This window comes from Sulfuricurvum sp., from assembly GCF_041651515.1.
Taxonomy (GTDB): Bacteria; Campylobacterota; Campylobacteria; order Campylobacterales; family Sulfurimonadaceae; genus Sulfuricurvum.
In genome coordinates this window covers 275,515-295,963 of sequence record NZ_JBAZJF010000002.1, presented here as the reverse complement: position 1 = coordinate 295,963, position 20,449 = coordinate 275,515, and the positions used below count along the sequence as shown (strand labels likewise).

General features: G+C 42.0%; 19 protein-coding genes. 2 read left to right on the top strand and 17 right to left on the bottom strand.

What is annotated here, in order from left to right:
* Window positions 1–26 precede the first annotated feature (26 nt).
* Window positions 27–500: a type II 3-dehydroquinate dehydratase gene (gene aroQ, locus WC407_RS04635; RefSeq protein WP_373021398.1), complete on the bottom strand. Its 474-nt coding sequence runs from the start codon at window positions 498–500 to the stop codon at window positions 27–29.
* A 183-nt stretch (window positions 501–683) separates the two neighbouring features.
* On the opposite strand from aroQ, the gene WC407_RS04630 reads away from it, so the two are divergent.
* Both WC407_RS04630 and sppA read left to right on the top strand, forming a co-directional pair.
* Window positions 684–1,901, top strand: coding sequence for an aminofutalosine deaminase family hydrolase (locus WC407_RS04630; protein WP_373021397.1), 1,218 nt, complete (start codon window positions 684–686; stop codon window positions 1,899–1,901).
* The gene (sppA, locus tag WC407_RS04625) at window positions 1,901–2,773 is read left to right on the top strand and encodes a signal peptide peptidase SppA (RefSeq protein ID WP_373021396.1); all 873 of its coding nucleotides are present in this window, start codon (window positions 1,901–1,903) and stop codon (window positions 2,771–2,773) included. Before WC407_RS04630 ends, sppA begins: the two co-directional genes overlap by 1 nt.
* A 56-nt stretch (window positions 2,774–2,829) precedes the next feature.
* Here the strand turns inward: sppA and WC407_RS04620 are convergent, their stop codons facing one another.
* The 16 genes from WC407_RS04620 to WC407_RS04545 all read right to left on the bottom strand — a co-directional run bounded on the left by WC407_RS04620 (window position 2,830) and on the right by WC407_RS04545 (window position 20,338).
* Window positions 2,830–4,092 (bottom strand): DUF2130 domain-containing protein, encoded by a 1,263-nt coding sequence (locus WC407_RS04620; RefSeq protein ID WP_373021395.1) that lies wholly within the window; start codon window positions 4,090–4,092, stop codon window positions 2,830–2,832.
* 3 nt (window positions 4,093–4,095) lie between these two features.
* On the bottom strand, window positions 4,096–6,387 hold the full coding sequence (locus WC407_RS04615) for an AAA family ATPase (protein WP_373021394.1): 2,292 nt from the start codon (window positions 6,385–6,387) through the stop codon (window positions 4,096–4,098).
* Between the two features lie 359 nt (window positions 6,388–6,746).
* Complete coding sequence (locus tag WC407_RS04610; protein ID WP_373021393.1) at window positions 6,747–7,163, bottom strand: hypothetical protein; 417 nt, start codon at window positions 7,161–7,163, stop codon at window positions 6,747–6,749.
* 29 nt (window positions 7,164–7,192) lie between these two features.
* A complete protein-coding gene (gene xseA, locus WC407_RS04605; RefSeq protein ID WP_373021392.1) occupies window positions 7,193–8,449 on the bottom strand; it encodes an exodeoxyribonuclease VII large subunit in 1,257 nt (418 codons plus the stop codon).
* Between the two features lie 13 nt (window positions 8,450–8,462).
* A complete protein-coding gene (locus tag WC407_RS04600) occupies window positions 8,463–10,430 on the bottom strand; it encodes an RNA-binding domain-containing protein (protein ID WP_373021391.1) in 1,968 nt (655 codons plus the stop codon).
* 47 nt (window positions 10,431–10,477) lie between these two features.
* A complete protein-coding gene (gene ubiE, locus WC407_RS04595; protein WP_373021593.1) occupies window positions 10,478–11,188 on the bottom strand; it encodes a bifunctional demethylmenaquinone methyltransferase/2-methoxy-6-polyprenyl-1,4-benzoquinol methylase UbiE in 711 nt (236 codons plus the stop codon).
* A gap of 14 nt (window positions 11,189–11,202) precedes the next feature.
* Window positions 11,203–12,204, bottom strand: a complete 1,002-nt coding sequence (gene ribD / locus WC407_RS04590) for a bifunctional diaminohydroxyphosphoribosylaminopyrimidine deaminase/5-amino-6-(5-phosphoribosylamino)uracil reductase RibD (protein WP_373021390.1) — start codon at window positions 12,202–12,204, stop codon at window positions 11,203–11,205.
* A complete protein-coding gene (locus WC407_RS04585; RefSeq protein WP_373021389.1) occupies window positions 12,204–12,635 on the bottom strand; it encodes a ribosome maturation factor RimP in 432 nt (143 codons plus the stop codon). Before WC407_RS04585 ends, ribD begins: the two co-directional genes overlap by 1 nt.
* Window positions 12,625–12,990, bottom strand: coding sequence for a 30S ribosome-binding factor RbfA (gene rbfA / locus WC407_RS04580; protein ID WP_373021388.1), 366 nt, complete (start codon window positions 12,988–12,990; stop codon window positions 12,625–12,627). The genes WC407_RS04585 and rbfA overlap by 11 nt, the downstream gene beginning before the upstream one ends.
* Window positions 12,987–15,524 (bottom strand): translation initiation factor IF-2, encoded by a 2,538-nt coding sequence (gene infB, locus WC407_RS04575; RefSeq protein ID WP_373021592.1) that lies wholly within the window; start codon window positions 15,522–15,524, stop codon window positions 12,987–12,989. The genes rbfA and infB overlap by 4 nt, the downstream gene beginning before the upstream one ends.
* On the bottom strand, window positions 15,517–15,741 hold the full coding sequence (locus tag WC407_RS04570; RefSeq protein WP_373021591.1) for a DUF448 domain-containing protein: 225 nt from the start codon (window positions 15,739–15,741) through the stop codon (window positions 15,517–15,519). Before WC407_RS04570 ends, infB begins: the two co-directional genes overlap by 8 nt.
* A 51-nt stretch (window positions 15,742–15,792) precedes the next feature.
* The gene (thrB, locus tag WC407_RS04565; protein ID WP_373021387.1) at window positions 15,793–16,674 is read right to left on the bottom strand and encodes a homoserine kinase; all 882 of its coding nucleotides are present in this window, start codon (window positions 16,672–16,674) and stop codon (window positions 15,793–15,795) included.
* 9 nt (window positions 16,675–16,683) lie between these two features.
* The gene (locus WC407_RS04560) at window positions 16,684–17,136 is read right to left on the bottom strand and encodes a hypothetical protein (RefSeq protein WP_373021386.1); all 453 of its coding nucleotides are present in this window, start codon (window positions 17,134–17,136) and stop codon (window positions 16,684–16,686) included.
* Window positions 17,129–18,010 carry a UDP-3-O-acyl-N-acetylglucosamine deacetylase gene (gene lpxC / locus WC407_RS04555; protein WP_373021590.1) on the bottom strand — a complete coding sequence of 294 codons (882 nt, stop codon included), beginning with the start codon at window positions 18,008–18,010 and terminating at the stop codon, window positions 17,129–17,131. The genes WC407_RS04560 and lpxC overlap by 8 nt, the downstream gene beginning before the upstream one ends.
* Window positions 18,011–18,041: 31 nt before the next feature.
* The gene (locus WC407_RS04550; protein ID WP_373021385.1) at window positions 18,042–19,412 is read right to left on the bottom strand and encodes a M23 family metallopeptidase; all 1,371 of its coding nucleotides are present in this window, start codon (window positions 19,410–19,412) and stop codon (window positions 18,042–18,044) included.
* A complete protein-coding gene (locus WC407_RS04545; protein ID WP_373021384.1) occupies window positions 19,409–20,338 on the bottom strand; it encodes a bifunctional oligoribonuclease/PAP phosphatase NrnA in 930 nt (309 codons plus the stop codon). Before WC407_RS04545 ends, WC407_RS04550 begins: the two co-directional genes overlap by 4 nt.
* Between the last annotated feature and the right edge of the window lie 111 nt (window positions 20,339–20,449).

Below are 20,449 nucleotides of genomic sequence, written 5' to 3'. Positions count from 1 at the left end.
TTTATCCTTCGACACAGAGGCATGATTTAGGCTTGTGCCTCTTCGTGAGCTTGACGCATTGCGCTGATCTCGCTGAGGATTTGCATCATCCCCACCATCGCCAAATGGTATCCGAACGGTCCGAATCCGATGATAGACGAAGTACATACCGGAGCCGTCATACTTTTTTGACGAAATTCTTCGCGGCGATAGATATTGCTGATATGAACTTCGATGGTTGGAAGATTCACCGCACTGATCGCATCACGAATGGCAATCGATGTGTGAGTATACGCTGCAGGATTGATAATGATTCCATCTGCGTCACCATAGCACTCTTGGATACGGTCAACGATTTCCCCCTCAAGGTTGCTTTGGTAAAACTCGATTTCGATGTCGTTTTGCGTCGCGACTTCTTTCATCTGAGCGTGGATTTGCTCTAGACGCATCGGTCCGTATACTTGTTGTTCACGTACACCGAGCATATTGAGATTTGGGCCTTGAATTACCACTATTTTCATGTTGTACCTTGCTATCTGTATTTTAAGGATAGATTATAAGGGGTTCTAGATTATAAGCAACTAAAAAGGGATATTTTCGTTGAGATCGTTTCGAAGAGATGCACGATTCACCCTCTTTTATCTGTATAATTTTGATTCGCTTAGCAATTCGTCATTTACAATTTTATCTATCAAAGAGATTTCATGAATATCCTTCTTGCCGACGCCATTTTTACCCCCGATGCCATTTACCGCAATCACGGGATTGTTTTTGATAAAACCATCCTTGCTATCTCCCCGAATGATCAACTCAAAACCCAATACGGTGAGCAGTGTCAGGAGTTGGGAGAGGGGTCGGTTCTTATGAGCGGGCTGATCAATTCGCATGTCCATTTGGAGTTTAGCGCCAACCGCTCTACCCTCGTCTACGGAGCATTTATGCCATGGCTCTCAAGCGTCATTGCTTCGCGTGACGAACTGATAAACGGATGCGATGAAACGTGTATAACCCATGCCATAACTTCGATGCTCTCTCACGGTATCACGGCATTCGGTGCGGTAAGTTCGTATGGGTTTGATCTTAATGCCGCTGCAGCAGCTCCGCAGAAAGTGGTCTATTTCAATGAGCTTATCGGCTCTGATCCCAAAATGGCCGATGCCCTCTATACTGATTTTCAAGAGCGCCTTTTTGCCTCTCAAGAGGTAAAACGTGAAGGTTTTTTTCCCTCCGTTGCAATCCACTCCCCCTACTCCGTACATCGGATATTAATCCAAAAAGCGCTCAAATATGTACAGGAAAAACAACTCCGAGTAAGTGCTCATTTCATGGAAAGTAGCGCCGAGCGTCAATGGCTGGATGAGAATGGCGGTGATTTTCACCCCTTTTTTGAAAACTTTCTAAAGCAGACCCAAGCGGCCAATACTGCCGAAGAATTTTTGACCTATTTTCGCGATATTCCCACCCTCTTCACCCATGTTGTACAGGCCAGCGATAATGAATTGCGACAACTACAGGAAGGAAACCATACAATCATCCACTGCCCGATTTCAAATCGACTGTTGGGAAATGGCGCTATTGACTTAAACCGTTTGGAAACCAATGACGTCCGATTCGTATGCGGAACCGACGGACTCAGCTCCAACTACACCCTTGATCTGTTTGAAGAGCTGAAAATTGCCCTCTTTATGCACCACCGAAACGATCTTCTCCCCTTGGCAAAACAGCTGTGGCGCAGTGTTACCTCAGACGCCGCAGAGGCTTTGCGTTTGAATTGTGGTACAATTGCCCCTTCTTACGATGCCGATTTATTGGTTACGCGCGTCGATTACCCAATCAACGACCAACTGCCGATTCACCTGTTGTTGCGTCCGCCTTCAATTGAAACGGTCTATATTTACGGTCAAAAAGTTAAAGGATTATAATGATGGAGTTTATTAAAAAAATCGGTTCTTGTATAGCACGCACCATCCGGTTTATTCAAGCCAATTTCAAAGCAACCCTTTTGGTTCTCTTTATACTATGGCTGTTTCTCCCCTCCTCAGATGAGGGGATCGGTGCCCATAACCTCGAAAAAATCTCTCTAAGCGGACCGATTCTTGATGCCACTTCGATCGTCAAACAGCTCGATGAAGCACGTGAAAACAAGGATATCAAGGGAGTACTGTTCAGTATCAATTCCCCCGGCGGTGCCGTCGCCCCCTCTGTCGAAATCGCCTATGCAATTAAACGGCTCTCTGAGACCAAACCCACGGTTGTCTACGCTGCAGGACTCATGGCAAGCGGTGGATACTACTCCGCCATTTGGGGTAGCGAGATTATTGCCAATCCGGGCAGTATGATCGGCTCTATCGGTGTCATCATGGAAGGAGCCGATATCTCCGAATTGATGCAAAAAGTGGGGGTCAAAACCCAAGTCGTTCATGCAGGAACCTATAAACAAGTGGGTACCTTCGACCGCCCTTGGAGCAACGTAGAGCGCGCCGAATTGGAAAAAGTGATTCACGGGACCTATGAACTCTTTGTCAATGACGTCGTACGTGCACGCCATCTTGACGCTAACCGCAGCAGTGAGTTTGCCGATGCCCACATATTTACGGCAGCACAAGCAAAGCAGGTGAAACTTATCGATGCGATCGGTGTGGAATATGATGCTAAAAAGCGGGTAGAAGCACTGACAAAAATAGAAAATCCGGTGTGGAATAAAGAAGATCCGATGGATAAATTTTTTAAACGGTTTGCGGCAGAAGGAGCCTCATTAGCTCACATGTACTTTCCGCCCGTTACATTGAAATAATGATTATGCACTCTTCACAAATGTGTAGAGTGTGCTTGGCTCTATAACTGACGTTCTTAATCCTCTTCATCTTCTCCGCTATAGGGTAATTCCAACGCCTTAATACTTCCGATAGCATTCCCTGCAATTCCCTGAATCGATCCATACATCCCCGTTGTGTTTTCGAGGACTTTATTGATCTGTTTTTCACGCTGTTTCCAAATGCGTTGCATTGCCCGTCGCTCAGAGTCCAAATCCGCTTGCATCTGTGAGAATCCCTCGACGATAGCTTCGATCTGCATTTTAAACTCATTACTGGTCAAAAAACTATAAAGCATGGTCATCTTATCGGTTTTGTTCTCTTCGGAGAGTAATGCCCTTGCCATACGTATGACGTTTTCACGCAACACCATCGACAACCCTTTGAACTCCTCGTAAGTACACACCCACACCCCATCGAGCAATCCCATCCGATCCATATCTTTTGGCATCGTGCTAGTGACCAATACCCCGATATCAGCTCCCCGATCACGCATATCGGCTTTAAACTTTTCGATCCATGTAGATTGAAAATCTTTGGTTCTCTTGCTCTCGTAATAGATTGTTCCGCAGTTTTGCATTTCGCGTGTATGAACACTCTGAATACAGTCTCCCCCGCGCTGACCTTTCTTGATCTCTTCGATTGAATCAAACGGATACTGTGCCATCAGCCACTCTTCGATGGCGAGTTCTTGCACTTCTCCTTGCAGTTGCATACTGCCCTGCTCCGCTTTGCGCTTCATCTCTTCGATCAGTTTTTTTTGATCTTCGAGTTGTTTGTCTTTTTCTTTGAGTTTGAGTTCATTTTGCTCATCGACCAGTTTGTGGATCTTCTCTTTTTCCTCTTTGAGGCGTTCGGTCAACACCTGTTCGGCTTTGAGTTTGGCGACCTCTTCGGCTTCAGTAATTGCGCGTTTGAGCTGTTCGATTTCGGCTTTTGAGCGGTTCAGTTCTTTGACCTGCTCAGATTTTTCGGCTAACTCTTTTTGGAGCAGTGCCATTGATTCACTTTGTTCATCGAGAATCTGTTTTTTGAGGGCATCGGATAGTTTTTGGCGTTCGGCTTTGAGCTGAGTGGATACACTGTCTCGGAGCTTTTCATCGAACTTTTCTTGCTGATCTTTGAACGCTTCTTCTTTGGCTTTGAACTCATCCATCGCCGCTTTGTACTTTTTACGGTGTTCATCGACTTCACCATCAAACTTGCTCTTCATCTGAGCTTCGAGTTGATGGTAGAGGATTTCGTTTACGTCAATTTGTGTGCCACATTTTGGGCATTGAATGGTGGTTTGGTTAGACATTTTTTACTCTTTTCCAACAACAGAAAGCATTTCATCGTAATGATTTCTATCCAATCTTTTGATTATTTTTTCTAAAATATCTTGTACAATTGTTTGACTTTCGGAAAGTATATTATCATCCATACCTTCATAAAAATCTATTACCTGACTATGAGAATATTTGTTAATAAATCGATAGATTTTTTCACAAAATTCAGGCTCTTCTTTTAATCCAGCTTCCATTAGTTGTCTAAAATCACTTCGTTGTTTTGGGTATTTGAATGTTAAAAATGCTTCGAGCAGTTTTCGTGACAAATTTGCAATCAGGTATGCATTTTCAAGATGTATTTTTTGCTCTTTAAAAGATAAGACTTTGGAAAAAATATAGTGATACTCGGAATTATATTTTACTAGTGAATCGTTTGCTTTACAAATTTTAGAACTTCTACTTCCATCATGATCAGTACTCTCAATGCTATAAAGACTAAAATGATATTCCTCACTTTTTTTATCTTTCTTTTTGAACCAATCACGTACAAGTTTAAAATAATTAAAGTTATGGGTCAATACGAAGATTTGTTTTGCATTTTCACATTCTGATTTTAAAAATGAATAGGCACTAAATAAGTGATTTGAATCAAAGCTTGAAATTGGATCATCCACCATAATAATACTATTTTCAATGCCATTATCATTTTCACGTAGTTTTGTAACAAAGTAGACAAATGCAAATGCCGTCTTTTCTCCCTCACTTAGATTACGAGCTTTTTTACCATTTCTGATAATTTCATAGCCATTTTTATGTTGATTGAACTTGATGGAGATATCGCTACGTCCGATAAATCGATGTAGCTTTTCATTAAATTTTTCCTCACCAGCCTGAGCATTAGATAATAAAGCTTCCAACCTTTCTATTTCAGAACCCAATAATCTTATTTGCTTGTTTAAAATCCCAACTTTCGCCGTTAAACATTTCAATTGCTTTTGTTTATTTGTATACTCATATTCGCTCTGCGCTTGTGAAGCATAATGCAATTCAAGCTTAGATTTCAATTTGTCTGTTTCTTCTTTAAAATTCTGTGTCTTCAGATTATGTTTTTTAATCAGCTCACCTATTGATATTTGCACAACATTAAAATCTTCAATGCTGCTAATGCCAATTTCAGCTATTTCTGAAAATTTTTCAAAAGGATTATCATATTTTTGACGTAATAAAACGACCCATTGATCAATCACACTATTGATAATATGTGCATTCTCTTCATATAGCTTGATCAATTCGAAATATTCTTTTTGAAACTCAGGATAAGTGTTGGAGTAGTCTTTATAAAAAGCTTCATTAACTTTTTTCACCTGCAACCAATCAATAGCTTTTTGTATGCGTTCTTTTAGCTCTTTAAATGCCATACTAAAGTGCTTTTCTATCTCCACTATTCGTTCTTCGTGCAAAGTTTTCCCACAAAATTCACAGTGATCAGACTGATGAGTTTTATGTAGTTGAAGCCCACTCTCAACCCATCTTCCTATATCTGGAAAATCGACAAAACGTTTTATCTCTTCTACGATAACACTCTCATTTAACACGTTTTCTAACCTTGCTTTTACTTTCAATGCTTGCTCGGCTTCGAAATGTATCGGCTCTAATGGATTTTCCGGAAACTGATTTGGTTTAATTGCTTCTGTTAACGATTCAACATCTTCATCGGATAATATTGAACTGTCTTCGAATACAGAAAGATTTTCTGCAATAAAAGTGTCCAACTTTCTTTTATCATAGTTAAAATAGTACTTATCACTCGTATCGATGATTTTGAACTTTTCTTTTATTATTCTATTGGCAGTATGCGTAAGAAACTTATCATTTGCTGTTTCCAATTCACTTTTTTTAAAACCTAGTTTTTTTTGCTTTTCTTCCTTATTTTTCTTTTTAATACGATTAGATTTAAGCTTTTCAGCTTCATCAATATGATCTTTTGAAACTAAAAGAATATTATTTATTTTGTCATTCCAGCTAATATTTTCTTCAACAAAACGTGAGTTAAAAACAAAAAGGTTTAATACATTCCCTTCAAAATTTTTCTCATCAATTATAGTTCCATTGTCTATTCCCACCTTAAACTGAAAATCCCCAAAATCTTCATAAAAGATAGATTGCTTTTTTGCAATCTGATAAAACAATTTTGCCAAAGTACTTTTACCGCTACCGTTCCACCCGTAAAAAAGATTGAATTTTTTAAAATCATCTAGTTTGGAACTATCCCACACAAAGTTCTCATAGATTCCGAAACTTTTCATTGATGGAATTTTTGTAATCATTCTATATCCTATACACTCTTCAAATCATAAATACAAAACTGATTCATCATTAAAACCTATACATTGATTTTTTGTTTTTTTAGATTATAGCGGAAAAGAGGGAAGAAGGAAAAAAGCTGGATTCCCGATCAAGTCGGGAATGACGAATGATATTCCGTTACCCTTCGACTGGCTCAGGGCGAACGGTGAATCGAAGAATGAATCATCTATACACTTTGTCTATATTTTTGTAACGTTTTGTTACTAATATGCTATAATTTTACCGATACCAAAAGGAAGACGCGGTGAATCTCTCGGCCGTACCGCCTTTAATTAGGAACGGGTCTTAGAAGGGGATGAGAGTCCTTCGCCTTTTGGCTTCACAAATTTCCGAAAATCAAAATAGCTTTTTTCTTTTCCACTTTTTTCTTCAACCGTTTCAAATCCAAATCACTTGTTTTTCTAAATGACGTCAAAAAAACTGTCTCACCTGATGCCGTTGCTTTAAGTGCAAAATAGTATTTATTCTCTTCGATATGGACGACACCCACCGTTTTTTCACCATCTTGGACAACAACGTGATGATTCATTACGATATATGAAAGTCTCATATAGTCAACAATATCTAAATCTCCATGATGCGTTAGATTTTTGATCAAACTTACTTCACTTATCACCGCATAGGAGACTTTGGCATTGATAGCATCGCTAATGATTTGATCGATGATTCCAATAATAAAGTGACCGTCATCATCTTTTGGCAATGTATGAAAAAAATGGATGATTTCTGTCTTCATCGATTCATAAGTTTATTGGTGGTGTGCAACTAGATAATCGCAATTTCTACCACTTCCGAGCGGACAATGCGCCGCTCATTCATCGCATCAAACCGATCCCCAACACTGAGTGCATCCAAATCGATTACATTCCCCTCACGAGCAATTTGGGCGAATCCACGTTTGTTTTTATGCTTAGGATTCTGTGCCTCGTAGGCTTCATTAAGTTGCAATATCAGAGAGCGTTTTTGTCGTAGGAGACTCTCCATATTCTGTATTAACCGCTCTTTGATGGGGATTATTTCCCGCGTAGCACGATCCAACGTGATCCGTATTTGAGCCTTTAGCCGCTCTCTAAGCTCTAGCAACTGCTCACGCTGAACACTGAGACGATGTTCTACCCCGTGGCGTTTAAACGCCTCTTGCATCGATAGGAGCTGTTCGCGTTTTCGCTCTAAACGTTGAGTGATCATCCCATAAGCACTATAGCGCATCTCATCGATACTTTGAATCATCTCGTTGCGGTCAGGAAGGAGCATCTGCATCGCTGCACTCGGTGTCGGGGCGCGCAGGTCAGAGACAAAATCGCTTATAACCCAGTCGATCTCATGCCCCACTGCCGAAACAACGGGTGTTTTCATACCAAAAAGGGCATCGGCAACTATCTCTTCGTTAAACGGCCACAAATCCTCGATACTGCCGCCGCCTCGTCCGACGATGATAGCATCGTATTCTTTGGTATCAGCACTGCGAAGGGCATTGGCTATCATCCCTGCCGCAGAGGGGCCTTGTACCAAGACATCATGAACGAAAAGTTGAACGAGTGGCCAACGCTGTGACGCAACCCGCTGCATATCCTGCAAGGCCGCCCCCGTTGCCGAGGTGATGAGACCGAGACGATTCGGAAATTTGGGAAAGCTTTTTTTGCGTGAGGGATCAAAATACCCTTTCTCTTCCAGCTTCTTTTTGAGTTGTTCGAAGGAGAGTGCCAATGCCCCCTGCCCGTAGGGTTCAGCGCTAAAGGCATTGATCTGATATTCACCGCGCGGTTTGTAGAGCGAAAGGGCTCCATGAAGGACAATATGTGCCCCCTCTTCGAGGGAAAACTTCAGCCGTGCGGCGTTCCCCTTGAACATAACGCATTTGATAGTAGAATCGCTGTCTTTGAGGGTGAAATAGATGTGGCCGCTACCGTGCTTGGTAATGCGGGAGAGTTCCCCCTCGACGCTCACAAACTCAAATGTTGTCTCTAAAAGGGTTTTAATTTGCTCATTGAGAGAAGAGACACTGAGCATTATATTTGACATCTATTCCATCCCACTATTTTATATCGGTTGCTTTGTATGCTTGTTTTTCATGAGTCGGTGTTGCAGGAAATGCCAATACTAATTGACGATCCCGTACCATCTCAGTCAAATGTTGCTTTCGTAAGGCTTCAGGACTTCTCTTGAGAAAATATGCCAAAACTGAGAGAGGAATATATTGACCCGAACAGATATTTAGAATAATATCTCTCATCACTTTTTTCGGCAAACGTCCATCTGTAGTTTCTTCTGCCATAGATGATAAAAACTTTAAATATTCAGGGTCTATGTATCTCACATCATCAATCACGGGTGCATCCAGATGATCACTCACCAACCGACCTTGTTCATCTCGAACTGCATCCGATATTCCTAAGCTACCTTCGGATATTCCTAAGCTACCTTCGGATATTCCTAAGCTACCTTCGGATATTCCTAACCTCTGAGGTAAATTATGAGTAAATACATCATCAGGCGTTGGCAGTTGTACGCCAGGTAATACATAAACAGTACCTCGTGACTTCCCAGAAGATTCTAAAAATCCATTTTTTACTAATTTCTGCAATGCCATAGATATATCATGAGCATGATCAGAGACAAGTTCAAGTAACCGATTATGTGTAACGACATTTTCTAAAACAGCAGTTATCATAGCGGTACGTTCTAATTGATTTAAACTATCAAAGTATTCACCAAACATACGACGTAAAACTTCTATTACTTCGGTTGGATACAAATCGATCATACGAAGCTCAAGTAATGTTTGTTCTGGTTCATCTTTTTCATATAAAAAAGGTGGACGCCATTCTTGACTTTTCCACCCGCCAAAGATTTTTGGAACTCCCGAACCTGCACGTTCTCCAAGCCCGATCATTAAAAATATTTGATGCATTAATCGATTTCTACAATCACTTTCCCCACCTTGCACCACTTGTTCAATCGGAAGACGTAAATTTCCAGGATTTCTAAATCCAAACATATCAGGTCTTTTAACAACTAAAATAGAAATTCTTCCTGAATAATCTGCATGAACAATAGTATTTACTAACGCTTCTCGCAGAGCTTCGTGTACTGGAGTATCTTCACGTCGTTGATCTCCTTTGAGTTCAAAAGGGGTCTTCAAATCAGCTACAAGCTTGCGATAGACTTTACGGTAAAAATCAAATAAGTTTCCTGACCATGTCCCATCTGGGACAATACGATCTACCCACCGTTTTTCCGTTTTTGCTTCAGGTCTTTCTTGATAATCGACAAAATAATGTGGCATAGCTTCTTGAATTGAAGGCCATTTGCCAAACATCAACAATCCTGCAATGGTTAAACCTACTTCTTTTGTCTGGCGGTCTTGCCTCCAACCATTAAGTTGTCTCAAAAATTCAAGTCCATCGTAATCAAGAAACGGATGTGTTGGATTACGATCTCTCAACATCTGACGATAAATGCGTAAGCTTTCCAAATCGATATCATCAAGATTATATCCATCTAAAATTTTACTATCCCGAATGTCTTCAACTTGTTCGGCGAACATTCGTTTTATTGTTTCGTCATAACATCTTCTATCACCTTCATGAAGACGTCGATAGGTATTTCCACCAAAAGGATTACCATTTAGGTATACAGGTTTTTGATGACGTGTTGCACGAGGAATATCAATAATTATAATTTCTGCTTCACCAATAGGCAAACGTTGTATATCTTTGTCTAATATGAGGTTATGACTTACTTTTTTGGGATTGTTAAGATTATCAAAAAGTTCTTTCAGTACTTTTTCTGCATCTGGTACACCTTTGGGTTCAAATACCCCATGCTTTTCTTTGACTCCGAGTATAACAACTCCGCCATGCGTATTAGCGAAAGCACTGTACGTTTCCCAAAAACTTTCAGGTAGTTTTCCACGTCCATCTTGTCCAATAGCAAGTTTACATTCTAACTCTACAGATTCAGATAACCATTGTAAATCATCAAGCGAAGATACAGTTACCATTTTATTCCTTTAGCCTACGACTTGAAACTATAGTGCTCGATATAATATTACTTTTTGCGGGCAATCATCAGGGTCGAAATATCCATTGAGAAGCTTTTGGTATAAAGCATCTCGAATCCCGCTTCTTCGAGTTCTTGTTTCATTTTGGCAACCGTTAAAAATCCCTCTATTGAATCTGGGAGGTATCGGTACGCTTCATAGTTGTTTGAGATCAATCCGCCGATACGGGGAAGGACATTATTCATGTACCAATCGCGCACCTTTCCGAGCAGTGAGGGGTTTTCGTTTTTCATAAATTCGAGGATAACAACCAATCCACCGCTTTTCAATACACGGTTAAATTCGCGGAGTCCCGCTTGTCGCTCTACAACATTGCGGATACCGTAGGAGATACTGATAATATCTGCCGAACCGTCGCCTTTAGGAAGTGCCGTCGCGGGTGCAATGTGAAACGACATGTGCGGGAATTTTTCCCGTCCCACACCGACCATCCCTTCACTTGGGTCAATACCGACAATCTCACCGACACTAAGACCTGCTTTATCGGCACGGCGTTTCCAATATCCCATCATATCACCCGTACCGCACGCCACATCAACAATCGAATCAATGGTTTTGGTAGAACAATAACCAAACGCTAAATCGCATGCCTTACGACGCCAGAATGTATCTACTCCCATACTTAATACACGATTTGCTCTATCGTATGTTGGGGCAATATCATTGAACATCGATACGATTTTTTCTTGTTTGGTCATCCGAAAATCACTTTTTATTTTTTTTTCATCCATAGGATAATATCTTCGTTTATTTTAGCGTGCACTACCTCAAAATCCTCTTGTAGTGTTCCCATTGTTTGTGAGCCGCCCCCAATGCGCGGGGCAATGTAACTCAAATACCAATTTACGACGTCACCGCAGGCCTGCATCATCGAAGCGCCCCCTTCAATCATTACAAGACGGTATTCACCTATTTTCTCTAACGTAGATGCAATAAAAACATCTCGATCAGGGACATTGAAAAGAGGGATAGTACGGTCAAAGTCATCGTTATGTGAATAGATCAATACATCAGGAGCTTTACCCTCTACCAAACGTGCATCCAGTGTCGGACGGTCACACCGCACTGTATTTCCGCCGATGACAATCAAATCGCATTTATCTCGAAGTGCGTGAACCTGTTTACGAGAAGTTGACGAACTGATTGTTCCGTTATCAAAAGTGCCGTCTAATCGCTGTGCCCATTTAAAAAAAACAAACGGATTCTTTTGCCATAGCAAAAAAGGCTCAAGAAGTTTTTGTCCCTCTTCTTCCATTACTCCGAAAGTACAAGCTATCCCTGCCTCTTCCAGAATCATTCCGCCGCCTGCAGCAGCCGGATTAGGATCTTTACATGAGATATAAAGTTTTTTAATCCCTAAATCACGTATCAACAAGGCACACGATGGGGTCTTTCCGCTATGTGAACACGGTTCGAGGGTAACTGCCATTGAAACATTTTCAAACACACCGTTATGAGAGGATCTGAGGTAATGGTGTATCGTATGGGAATCGTCACAATCCGCTACCGCGGTGTCACCGGAGAGGATGGTATATGCATCGCGCAGAGCATAAACTTCGGCATGGGGTCCTCCGGAACGTTTATGAGCGCCGCAAGAGAGAATTTCACCCGATTTGCCGATACATACGGCACCGACAGCAGGATTGGGAAAAGTGAGAAGTTGATAATCCCATGCCGCATTCAGGGCAAGGGTCATAGTGTATGAGGGGTTCATTACCACTCGAAGTAGGTCTTAGCCTTGCTGATTGAGCGGAACGGAACTTTTTGTTCCGTTCCCTCTTTGGTTTTTATAACGATTTCATCGTTAGTTGCTGCGATCAATTCACCGTCATATTTTTGTTTATCAATCGTTGAGAAAACAACTTTTTCACCGATCGATTGTACAAAATGATCGAGTGTTTTAAGACGACGCTCAATACCTGGAGAACTCACTTCAAGACGATAATCGCCGCCTACCGGAGGGGTAACATCCAGAAGTGGAGAGATCAGATGGCTCGCTTCAACACATTTATCCAAACTGATACCGCCCGGAGCAGTAACACTTACCCGATAAATGGTTTGATCGTTTTCATTTAATATTGCCGTGTCATAAAGAGAGAGTCCGATAGACTCGACCATTTTTTTAACGTCGCTTTCAAGACTCATCTTTCTTCTCCTTGGCGATTTTTGCGAAAAGGGCTTCGATATTTTGACTGCGCTTGAGGGTATCGTCAAACACAAAGCTCATCCGAGGCGAACGAAACCACCCTTGATCTTTCATACAGTGCTCTTCGATAATCGGGCGTGCTTTTTCAAGCAATTTCATGAATACCGCTTGTTCTTGCGCCGTATAATCATGCGGATCAAGATAGACTTTTACATCGCTGCGCCCGCGTGAACAATGGACGTCGATGACATCCACTTCACGAACACGAGCATCGGAGAGCTGAGAAATTGCTTCGGGGATCAACTCTTTGAGTATCGATTCCGTTCGCTTTATTTTGATTTGTGCCGGCGTCACAGAGATACTTTAGTCTCAATTTTTTTGAAGGTTTCGATAACGTCACCCACTTTGACATCGGTGTATCCGTTAAGGACAACTCCACAATCCATCCCTTTACCAACCTCTTTGACATCGTCTTTGAAACGTCGAAGAGAAGTAAGATCACCCTCATGGATAACGACACCTTCACGAATAACGCGAACCATTCCGCCGCGTACCAATTTACCGTCCACAACCACACATCCGGCGATTGTTCCGGTACCTCGTGGCATTGGGAAGGTATCACGAACTTCCGCTTGACCCGTATTCTCTTCACGGAATTGCGGTGCCATCATACCACCGAGTAATAATTTAACATCATCAATCAACTGGTAAATAATAGAGTAGGTTTTGATCTCTACCCCCATTTGTTTTGCCATCGCATTGACATTACCCGTAGGACGAACATTAAACCCTAAGAGGGCACAGTTTTCACTGTTGTTTACCAATGCAATGTCATTTTCAGTGATTCCACCGACACCGCTAGAGATCACTTCTACTTTTACCTCTTCGTTACGCAATTCTGCAAGAGCCGATTTAATCGCTTCGAGAGAGCCGTGAACGTCGGTTTTAAGAACCACTTTAAGGGCTTTAATACGACCCTCAGCAATCAACGAGGTCAAATCATCAAACGATGCTTTGGTGCTCAATGAAAGTTCACGGTGACGATCATACTCAGCACGTTTTTGTGCTACTTCACGCGCTTCACGATCACTCTCCATCGCCATCATCACTTCACCCGATGGCGGTACATCGCTCAAACCGACGACAACCGCTGTTTGGCTCGGTCCAATTTGTTGAAGTTGTGCTTTACGATCACTAATCAATGCTCGAACGCGTCCATAAGCACCGCCGCACACGATGTTGTCTCCGACACGAAGGGTTCCGTTTTGAACGATGACGGTAGCAACCGGTCCACGCCCTTTTTCCAACGTAGATTCAACAACAACCGCTTTTGCCATAACATCCGGATTCGCTTTGAGCTCCATCACTTCGGATTGGAGCAAGATCGCTTCCAAAAGCTCATCAATACCGGTCATTGCTTTTGCCGATACACCGACGAATTCGACATCTCCACCCCACTCTATAGGATTGAGCCCAAGTTCAGCCATTTGCGCTTTAACCATATCCGGATTAGCACCCGGTTTGTCCATTTTATTGACCGCAACGATAACCGGAACTTTTGCATCTTTTGCATGTTGAACCGATTCACGCGTTTGAGGTTTAACCCCATCATCTGCCGCGACAACGATAACGATGATATCGGTAAGTTGTGCACCACGTGAACGCATGGCACTAAACGCTTCATGCCCAGGAGTATCCAAGAACGTAATTAACTTCCCTTTTTGCTCTACTGAGTATGCACCGATGTGTTGAGTGATTCCACCCGCTTCGCCGTGGGCTACTTTGGCATTACGGATCGCATCAAGAAGAGATGTTTTACCGTGGTCAACGTGTCCCATGATCGTGATAACCGGAGGGCGTTCCACCGAACCTTCACTGTCAACGTGCTCTTCATCGTATGCGGTCTCGAGATTAAACGCATCTTTTGGGTCGATGGTAGTGACTTCTACACCAAACTCACTCGCCAAGATTTCGATCTCGTCTTTGCCCAAAAAGTCATTTTTAGTAACCATCATCCCAAGATCAAAAAGGACTTTTATAACCGCAGAGATACTTTGCCCTACTTTTTCAGCAAATTCGTAAACACGAATATCTTCTGCAATTTCAACGTGAGTAATGATTTCGTCTTCTTTAGCATCTTTTGTATAGCGTTTACGCGCTTCACGAGAGACCTGACGAGGTTTACTTCTATTAGCACCCTGCTTTTTACCGGAATTACGTCCGATTGGTTTTTTCTCTTTAGGCTTTTGTTCTTCTTCAGGGATAACTTTTGAACCCAAATCGTTCAAATCCATCAAAACAACTTGATTTTCTTCATAATCCATGGAAATATCGGACATATCATTACGGAAGATATCAAGCTTGATACCTTGATCTTTTTTCTGCACAGGTGCACTATTGTTTTGCGCTTTTTTAGCCCGTTTTGCTTCCAGCTCACGTTGTGCTTCCGCACTCAGTTTTCCGTATTGCGATACATTCAGATTTTCAGTACGTACCGGTGCAACAAATTCTTCTTCTACCGGACGTTTTTTCTTAACGATTTTAAGACCGGAACGTTTTTGAGGTTCTTGTTCCGGAATAACTTCCGGAGATACTTCCGCTACTACCGATACATCCTCTTGTACGCTCGGAGTTTTCAAACTCTCGGCGGTAACAACAGCTATCGGGTCAATCTCTTCTTTAACCGGAGCTTTCGGTGCCGACTTTGGTGCAGCCATTTCAGTGGATACACCGTTCATGATATAGTTCATGATTTGCTCGGCTTCTTCGATCGAAACCGTGCTCGAAGCGGTTTTAACGTTCAATCCCATTGTTGCCGCTTTATCGACAACCTCTTTGGAATTGATACCAAGTTCCTTGGCAATTTCATGAACTCTAACTTTATCCATCATTAACGATGATCTCCTTTAACCGATTCATAAGCAGCTCTAGCGCATTGCTCTTACACTGACGCGCCAACTGACCGGGAGCCTTTTTGTGCCCAATACACGGAGAACACATATAAAAACTTCGGCCTTGGCCTGTGTAAGATTCAAGAGAGCCTTCGTGACACTGAAGTCGTATGAGAGTAGATTGCGCAAACCGTTCACGACACACTACACACATACGTATAGGCTGATTTAAATTTCGCGCCATTATACCTAAAATTTCCTTTAGTTATCGCTCGACTACGAGCCCGTCATTATCAAAATTTAAGATTCTCACCTCAAATTCTCCAAACGATTCTTTAAATTTATCGGCCAGCATTCTAGCATCTTGATCGTATACCATGTTAAAAAACGTCGATCCGCTCCCCGAGAGTGTAGACATCAAAGCACCGTTATCATACGCCATTTTTTGAATGGCAAAGAGTTCAGGAAGCATTTTCATCCGTATTTTTTGGTGAAAACGATCCTGAGTAGAGAGACGAAGCATCTCCCAATCTTCATTAAAAAATGCCCCTATCGTCACCGCAGTATGTGAAAGATTGAAAACGGCGTTCTCTTTGCTGTACGATTTTGGAAGTGTCGTACGCGATTTAGCCGTGGAAATAGGCTTATTGGGAATCACGACTACTGCTTTTAGATAATCGGGTAGATGCTTTTGCTGTGAAAATACTTTTTGCTTCTCTACCATCGCCGCATTAAAGCCCCCCATCACCGCAGGGGTGATATTATCAGGATGGGTCTCATAAACAAGGGCATGGTTCAGAATACGGCGTTTAGAGACTTTGACTCCTGCCGCTTCGTGAGCACAACTTATCGCACTGACGATCACCGCGGATGAGCTTCCCAAACCGCGAGACATAGGAATTTGGTTGTAAAACGTAAATTTAAAATTTTGCCGTTTTTGAGTTAAACGACGATAGTGATCGTTAAAAATACTGACAAAAAGGTTATTCCCTTTAAGCCGAGGGTTATTTTCACCCTCCCCTTTTATGGAGACGGCGAAAAAACGGGACGGTACCAATTCAACTTGATTCCGTAAATCAACAGCAAGACCGAGAGAATCGAATCCCGGTCCTAGATTAGCACTGGTAGCAGGTACACTAACAAACAATAATTATCCTTATCCTACCGCATCTATCCCATAATTAGGGGCATTGTGCGGAGTAAAATCGTCGATGCGTATCATCCGTGGAAGCTCAAAACGCTTTAATACCGGATTTTCTATCGGTTCCATCGTAATCGTATCCCTATTTTTAACAAAATAGAGCTTTCCAACTGCTTTGATGGGGTAATTTTCGTTAAAAAAGAAAGCGTCACGTGCCAAAAGGGGGATTTTCTTGACGATACTGAGGGTTTGAAGAAACAGATAGGTCACTTTTATCCCCATAAAACTCCCCGGGCCTTGCGCATAAATCAAATGAGAGAATTGGTATTTTTTCAAAAGAGCATCAAAAATCTCGGGAAGCGCATCGGAACTCATTGCTTCGCTTTCTATCTCTTCGATCAATTCCCCATTTTTATATATCCCCACCAGAACCGGCGAAGAGAGTGCGATAACCAACGCATCATGCATATGCTTTTGCCAGCTCTTTAGATTCAGCGGTGACCAGCTCTACAATCTCATAGTTTGCAGGATCTTTTAGAAGCTCTACCGTCAATTTATGGTTTAGATCGTGGCTGCCGGCAAATGCCTCATAGTTTCCGATAAAGTTCATTCCGATAAGCGACATATCGCCGATCGCATCGAGAATTTTGTGCCGCACAAACTCATTTCCGAACCGTAACCCTTCGGGGTTAAGCACTTTTTTGTCATCAAGGACAACCGCATTTTCCAAACTTCCCCCAAGGGCCAGCCCTTTGGAACGGAGGTATTGCACTTCGTGAACAAAACCGAACGTTCGAGCGCGGGCAATCTCGCTTTTATAGTTCTCTTTGGTAAATTTAAGAATATACGTTTGTTTATCAATAACGGGATGGGCAAATTTGATGGTGAAATCGTAGCTCAGATCATTCGAAGGGGAGAGTTTGACATACTTATCCCCTTCTTTGACTTCAACCTCTTTTTTAATCCGCATAATTTTTTTCGGAACATCCTGAGAGACAATTCCCGCTTCATCCAACAACATGCAAAAACTCATGGATGAACCATCCATTACCGGTATCTCATCCGCATCAACGATGACACGGAGGTTATCGATGCCGTACGCATAAATGGCCGAGAGCATATGTTCAATCGTTGAGATATACACGCCGTCTTTGCCGATCACCGTTGCCATTTTGGTATCGATGACATTGGAAGGGTTAAGAGGAATAGATACCCCTGCATCGCTTCGAAAAAACACGATACCGCTATTGCTTCCCAAAGGTTCCAGTCGTAGATGTACCGGAGAACCTTTGTGCAACCCGATTCCAACGAGTTCGACACTTTTGCCAATGGTTGTTTGCATCGTCATCGTTATTTCCTTTATGCCATTTCTTTTATTGTTGGTTCATAAACTGTTTAGCATTATCAATAACACTGGTAATATTATCGCTGATCCATTTTGTATCCATCCACTCTTCCGGACGCACTTCAATTCCCTGAACCAAAATACCGAAGTGGAGATGATCTCCCATAGCATACCCGCTCAGACCTGTTTTTGCAATCTCTTGTCCTGCTGCGACCGGATCATGCTCTTGAACATGTACTTCTGAACAATGCCCATAAAGGGTAAATAGACCAAAGCCATGATCAATAATGGGTAAATTTCCGTAAATTCCGTTGGGTTGTGAAAATACGGTGATCCCTCCGTTAGAAGCTCTGATCGGTCCATTATGAACACTCGCTAAATCCAGCCCCATATGATAGGCTTGAGAAATATTTTCTTGTCCTTTATAACTGTATATTCGGTGATCCCCGAAATCAGCTACTTTTTGTCCGTTTACAAGAGGATAAAAAGGTGCAGGATTAAAATCCGTAATCATTTTATTGGATACTTTTGAGGTTATATCATGAATAACTTTTTCGTTATCGGCACGTACCTTTTCATTGATAATCCGAAACTGTTCAAGACGATCGTCTACTCCGACCGTTTGTTGATATTCATTCGCTAACTGTGCAATTTTACCGTCTAAAAATGCATCACTAAGTTCGATGTTCGATGTTCGGTATACATGATCTTTTAACCGGATAGGAATCACGCTTCGCGTTTCATTTCCGGCTTTGTCACGCGCAACAACGGTTGCACTGAAATTCTCACTTTGCACCGGCCAGGCTAGCAACGAAGCGTAGTACCCTTTTTTGACAAACGGCTGAGCAATAAATGTTTTACCGTAATTGGTCTCAATATTGAGACTTTGCATATGAGGATCTTCGGCTTTGAAAATAACGATCGCCGATCCCCCTTTTTGAATTTTATATGAATTGGCAATAATCGAAAGAACCGGACGGCGCTGATCGATAACCAACGTAAGCTCTTCTTTTACCGTATTACCGGTAAACATCCCCCACAAGCTGTTATCGGTTGCTTCAATCGTTAACGTTACCGATTCGGCTTCTACGCGGCGTACCCCTTTTGGAGGAAGAATATCAAATACTCTTTTTTTCTCTGCACTTGGAGTATTATCATCGACAACAACCCATTCATCATGTGCCGTAGCAAGGGTCGCTTTGAACGATTTTAATCCACTCGCATCCTCTACATTCACATGAATCGGATCTTTAAAATTCCAATATCCGTCATGGCTGAGTTTCAGTACCGGATCTTCCCGTTCAAACTTCGGTGAAAACGCCACAAAACCAATCGCACCCACAACCAGTGCACTCAAAATCCATCCAATAATTCCTGAACCGTTTCGGCCTCTTCTCACACAAGCTCCTTTGTTATCATCCGTATCATCTCATCAAAAAGAGTCTGACTATCTGTTTCTATTCTGGCACCCGCTCTACTTGCATGTCCACCGCCGCCAAAATGGCTCATTATATGCGAAGCATCTACTGTCCCATCCGTACGCAAGGATATCTTCACTCCACCTAATGGATGCTCCACCCGCAGAAGTGCGGCTCGAACCGTCCTTAACTCAAGGGCTTCTTCGAGTACCCTTTTACATTCACCGAGTGATGCACCGCTTTGTTCCAAATGATGTGTACTCACCTCGAAAAGAGCCAATGCCCCCTCTGAAAAAAGCTGCATCTCTTTTAAAAGTCTCCCACGCAATCGCACTGAAGCCAAAGAACGACGTCTCATCATCCACTCAATACACAATGCATGATCGGCCCCGAGGACAATCAATTCATGTGCCATCAAAAACGTCTTAGCATTACAAATGGGTGCACTAAAGCATTTTGAATCATCCATGAGTCCCGCATAAAGCGAAAGTGCCATTTTACCATTGATTTTTATATCATTGGCAACAAAAAAGTCATAAACCACTTCCGTCGTACTGATTGCATTCAAATTGACAAGATTTATTGTTCCAAAATTATTATTACTGCGATGATGATCGATATTGATCAGATTCAAGGAGGATTTAATGCCCAAACGCTCAACGCTGCTGCAATCGAAACTGATCAACAGATCAGCATCATCGCTAAAGCGGTTAGTTAGTTTATCAAACCACGGAAGAAAAGCCAAGTTTTGGTTAATGGATTCAGAAGAACAAAAAAGGGTGATTTTTTTATGAGTACGCAGCAAATAGGAATAAAAGGCACAAGCCGAACCCAATGAATCCGCATCAGGATTTTCATGAACGATAAGGACGATATGTCGGGCGGAATTGATCAGCGATAAATGCATAAGGACTCATTCAATAACTATATAGGCAATAAAAAACATTATGAATTATAGCATTTTATTCCCATATAAAGTTTCTAGCAATACCTTTATTCTAACTGATCGTAACTGCCC

Excerpts from the sequence above, each read along its gene's own strand:
- aroQ (WP_373021398.1), bottom strand. The coding sequence starts at position 500 with ATGAAAATAGTGGTAATTCAAGGCCCAAATCTCAATATGCTCGGTGTA.
- WC407_RS04630 (WP_373021397.1), top strand. The coding sequence starts at position 684 with ATGAATATCCTTCTTGCCGACGCCATTTTTACCCCCGATGCCATTTAC.
- sppA (WP_373021396.1), top strand. The coding sequence starts at position 1,901 with ATGATGGAGTTTATTAAAAAAATCGGTTCTTGTATAGCACGCACCATC.
- WC407_RS04620 (WP_373021395.1), bottom strand. The coding sequence starts at position 4,092 with ATGTCTAACCAAACCACCATTCAATGCCCAAAATGTGGCACACAAATT.
- WC407_RS04615 (WP_373021394.1), bottom strand. The coding sequence starts at position 6,387 with ATGATTACAAAAATTCCATCAATGAAAAGTTTCGGAATCTATGAGAAC.
- WC407_RS04610 (WP_373021393.1), bottom strand. The coding sequence starts at position 7,163 with ATGAAGACAGAAATCATCCATTTTTTTCATACATTGCCAAAAGATGAT.
- xseA (WP_373021392.1), bottom strand. The coding sequence starts at position 8,449 with ATGTCAAATATAATGCTCAGTGTCTCTTCTCTCAATGAGCAAATTAAA.
- WC407_RS04600 (WP_373021391.1), bottom strand. The coding sequence starts at position 10,430 with ATGGTAACTGTATCTTCGCTTGATGATTTACAATGGTTATCTGAATCT.
- ubiE (WP_373021593.1), bottom strand. The coding sequence starts at position 11,188 with ATGACCAAACAAGAAAAAATCGTATCGATGTTCAATGATATTGCCCCA.
- ribD (WP_373021390.1), bottom strand. The coding sequence starts at position 12,204 with ATGAACCCCTCATACACTATGACCCTTGCCCTGAATGCGGCATGGGAT.
- WC407_RS04585 (WP_373021389.1), bottom strand. The coding sequence starts at position 12,635 with ATGAGTCTTGAAAGCGACGTTAAAAAAATGGTCGAGTCTATCGGACTC.
- infB (WP_373021592.1), bottom strand. The coding sequence starts at position 15,524 with ATGGATAAAGTTAGAGTTCATGAAATTGCCAAGGAACTTGGTATCAAT.
- WC407_RS04570 (WP_373021591.1), bottom strand. The coding sequence starts at position 15,741 with ATGTGTGTAGTGTGTCGTGAACGGTTTGCGCAATCTACTCTCATACGA.
- WC407_RS04560 (WP_373021386.1), bottom strand. The coding sequence starts at position 17,136 with ATGCATGATGCGTTGGTTATCGCACTCTCTTCGCCGGTTCTGGTGGGG.
- lpxC (WP_373021590.1), bottom strand. The coding sequence starts at position 18,010 with ATGCAAACAACCATTGGCAAAAGTGTCGAACTCGTTGGAATCGGGTTG.
- WC407_RS04545 (WP_373021384.1), bottom strand. The coding sequence starts at position 20,338 with ATGCATTTATCGCTGATCAATTCCGCCCGACATATCGTCCTTATCGTT.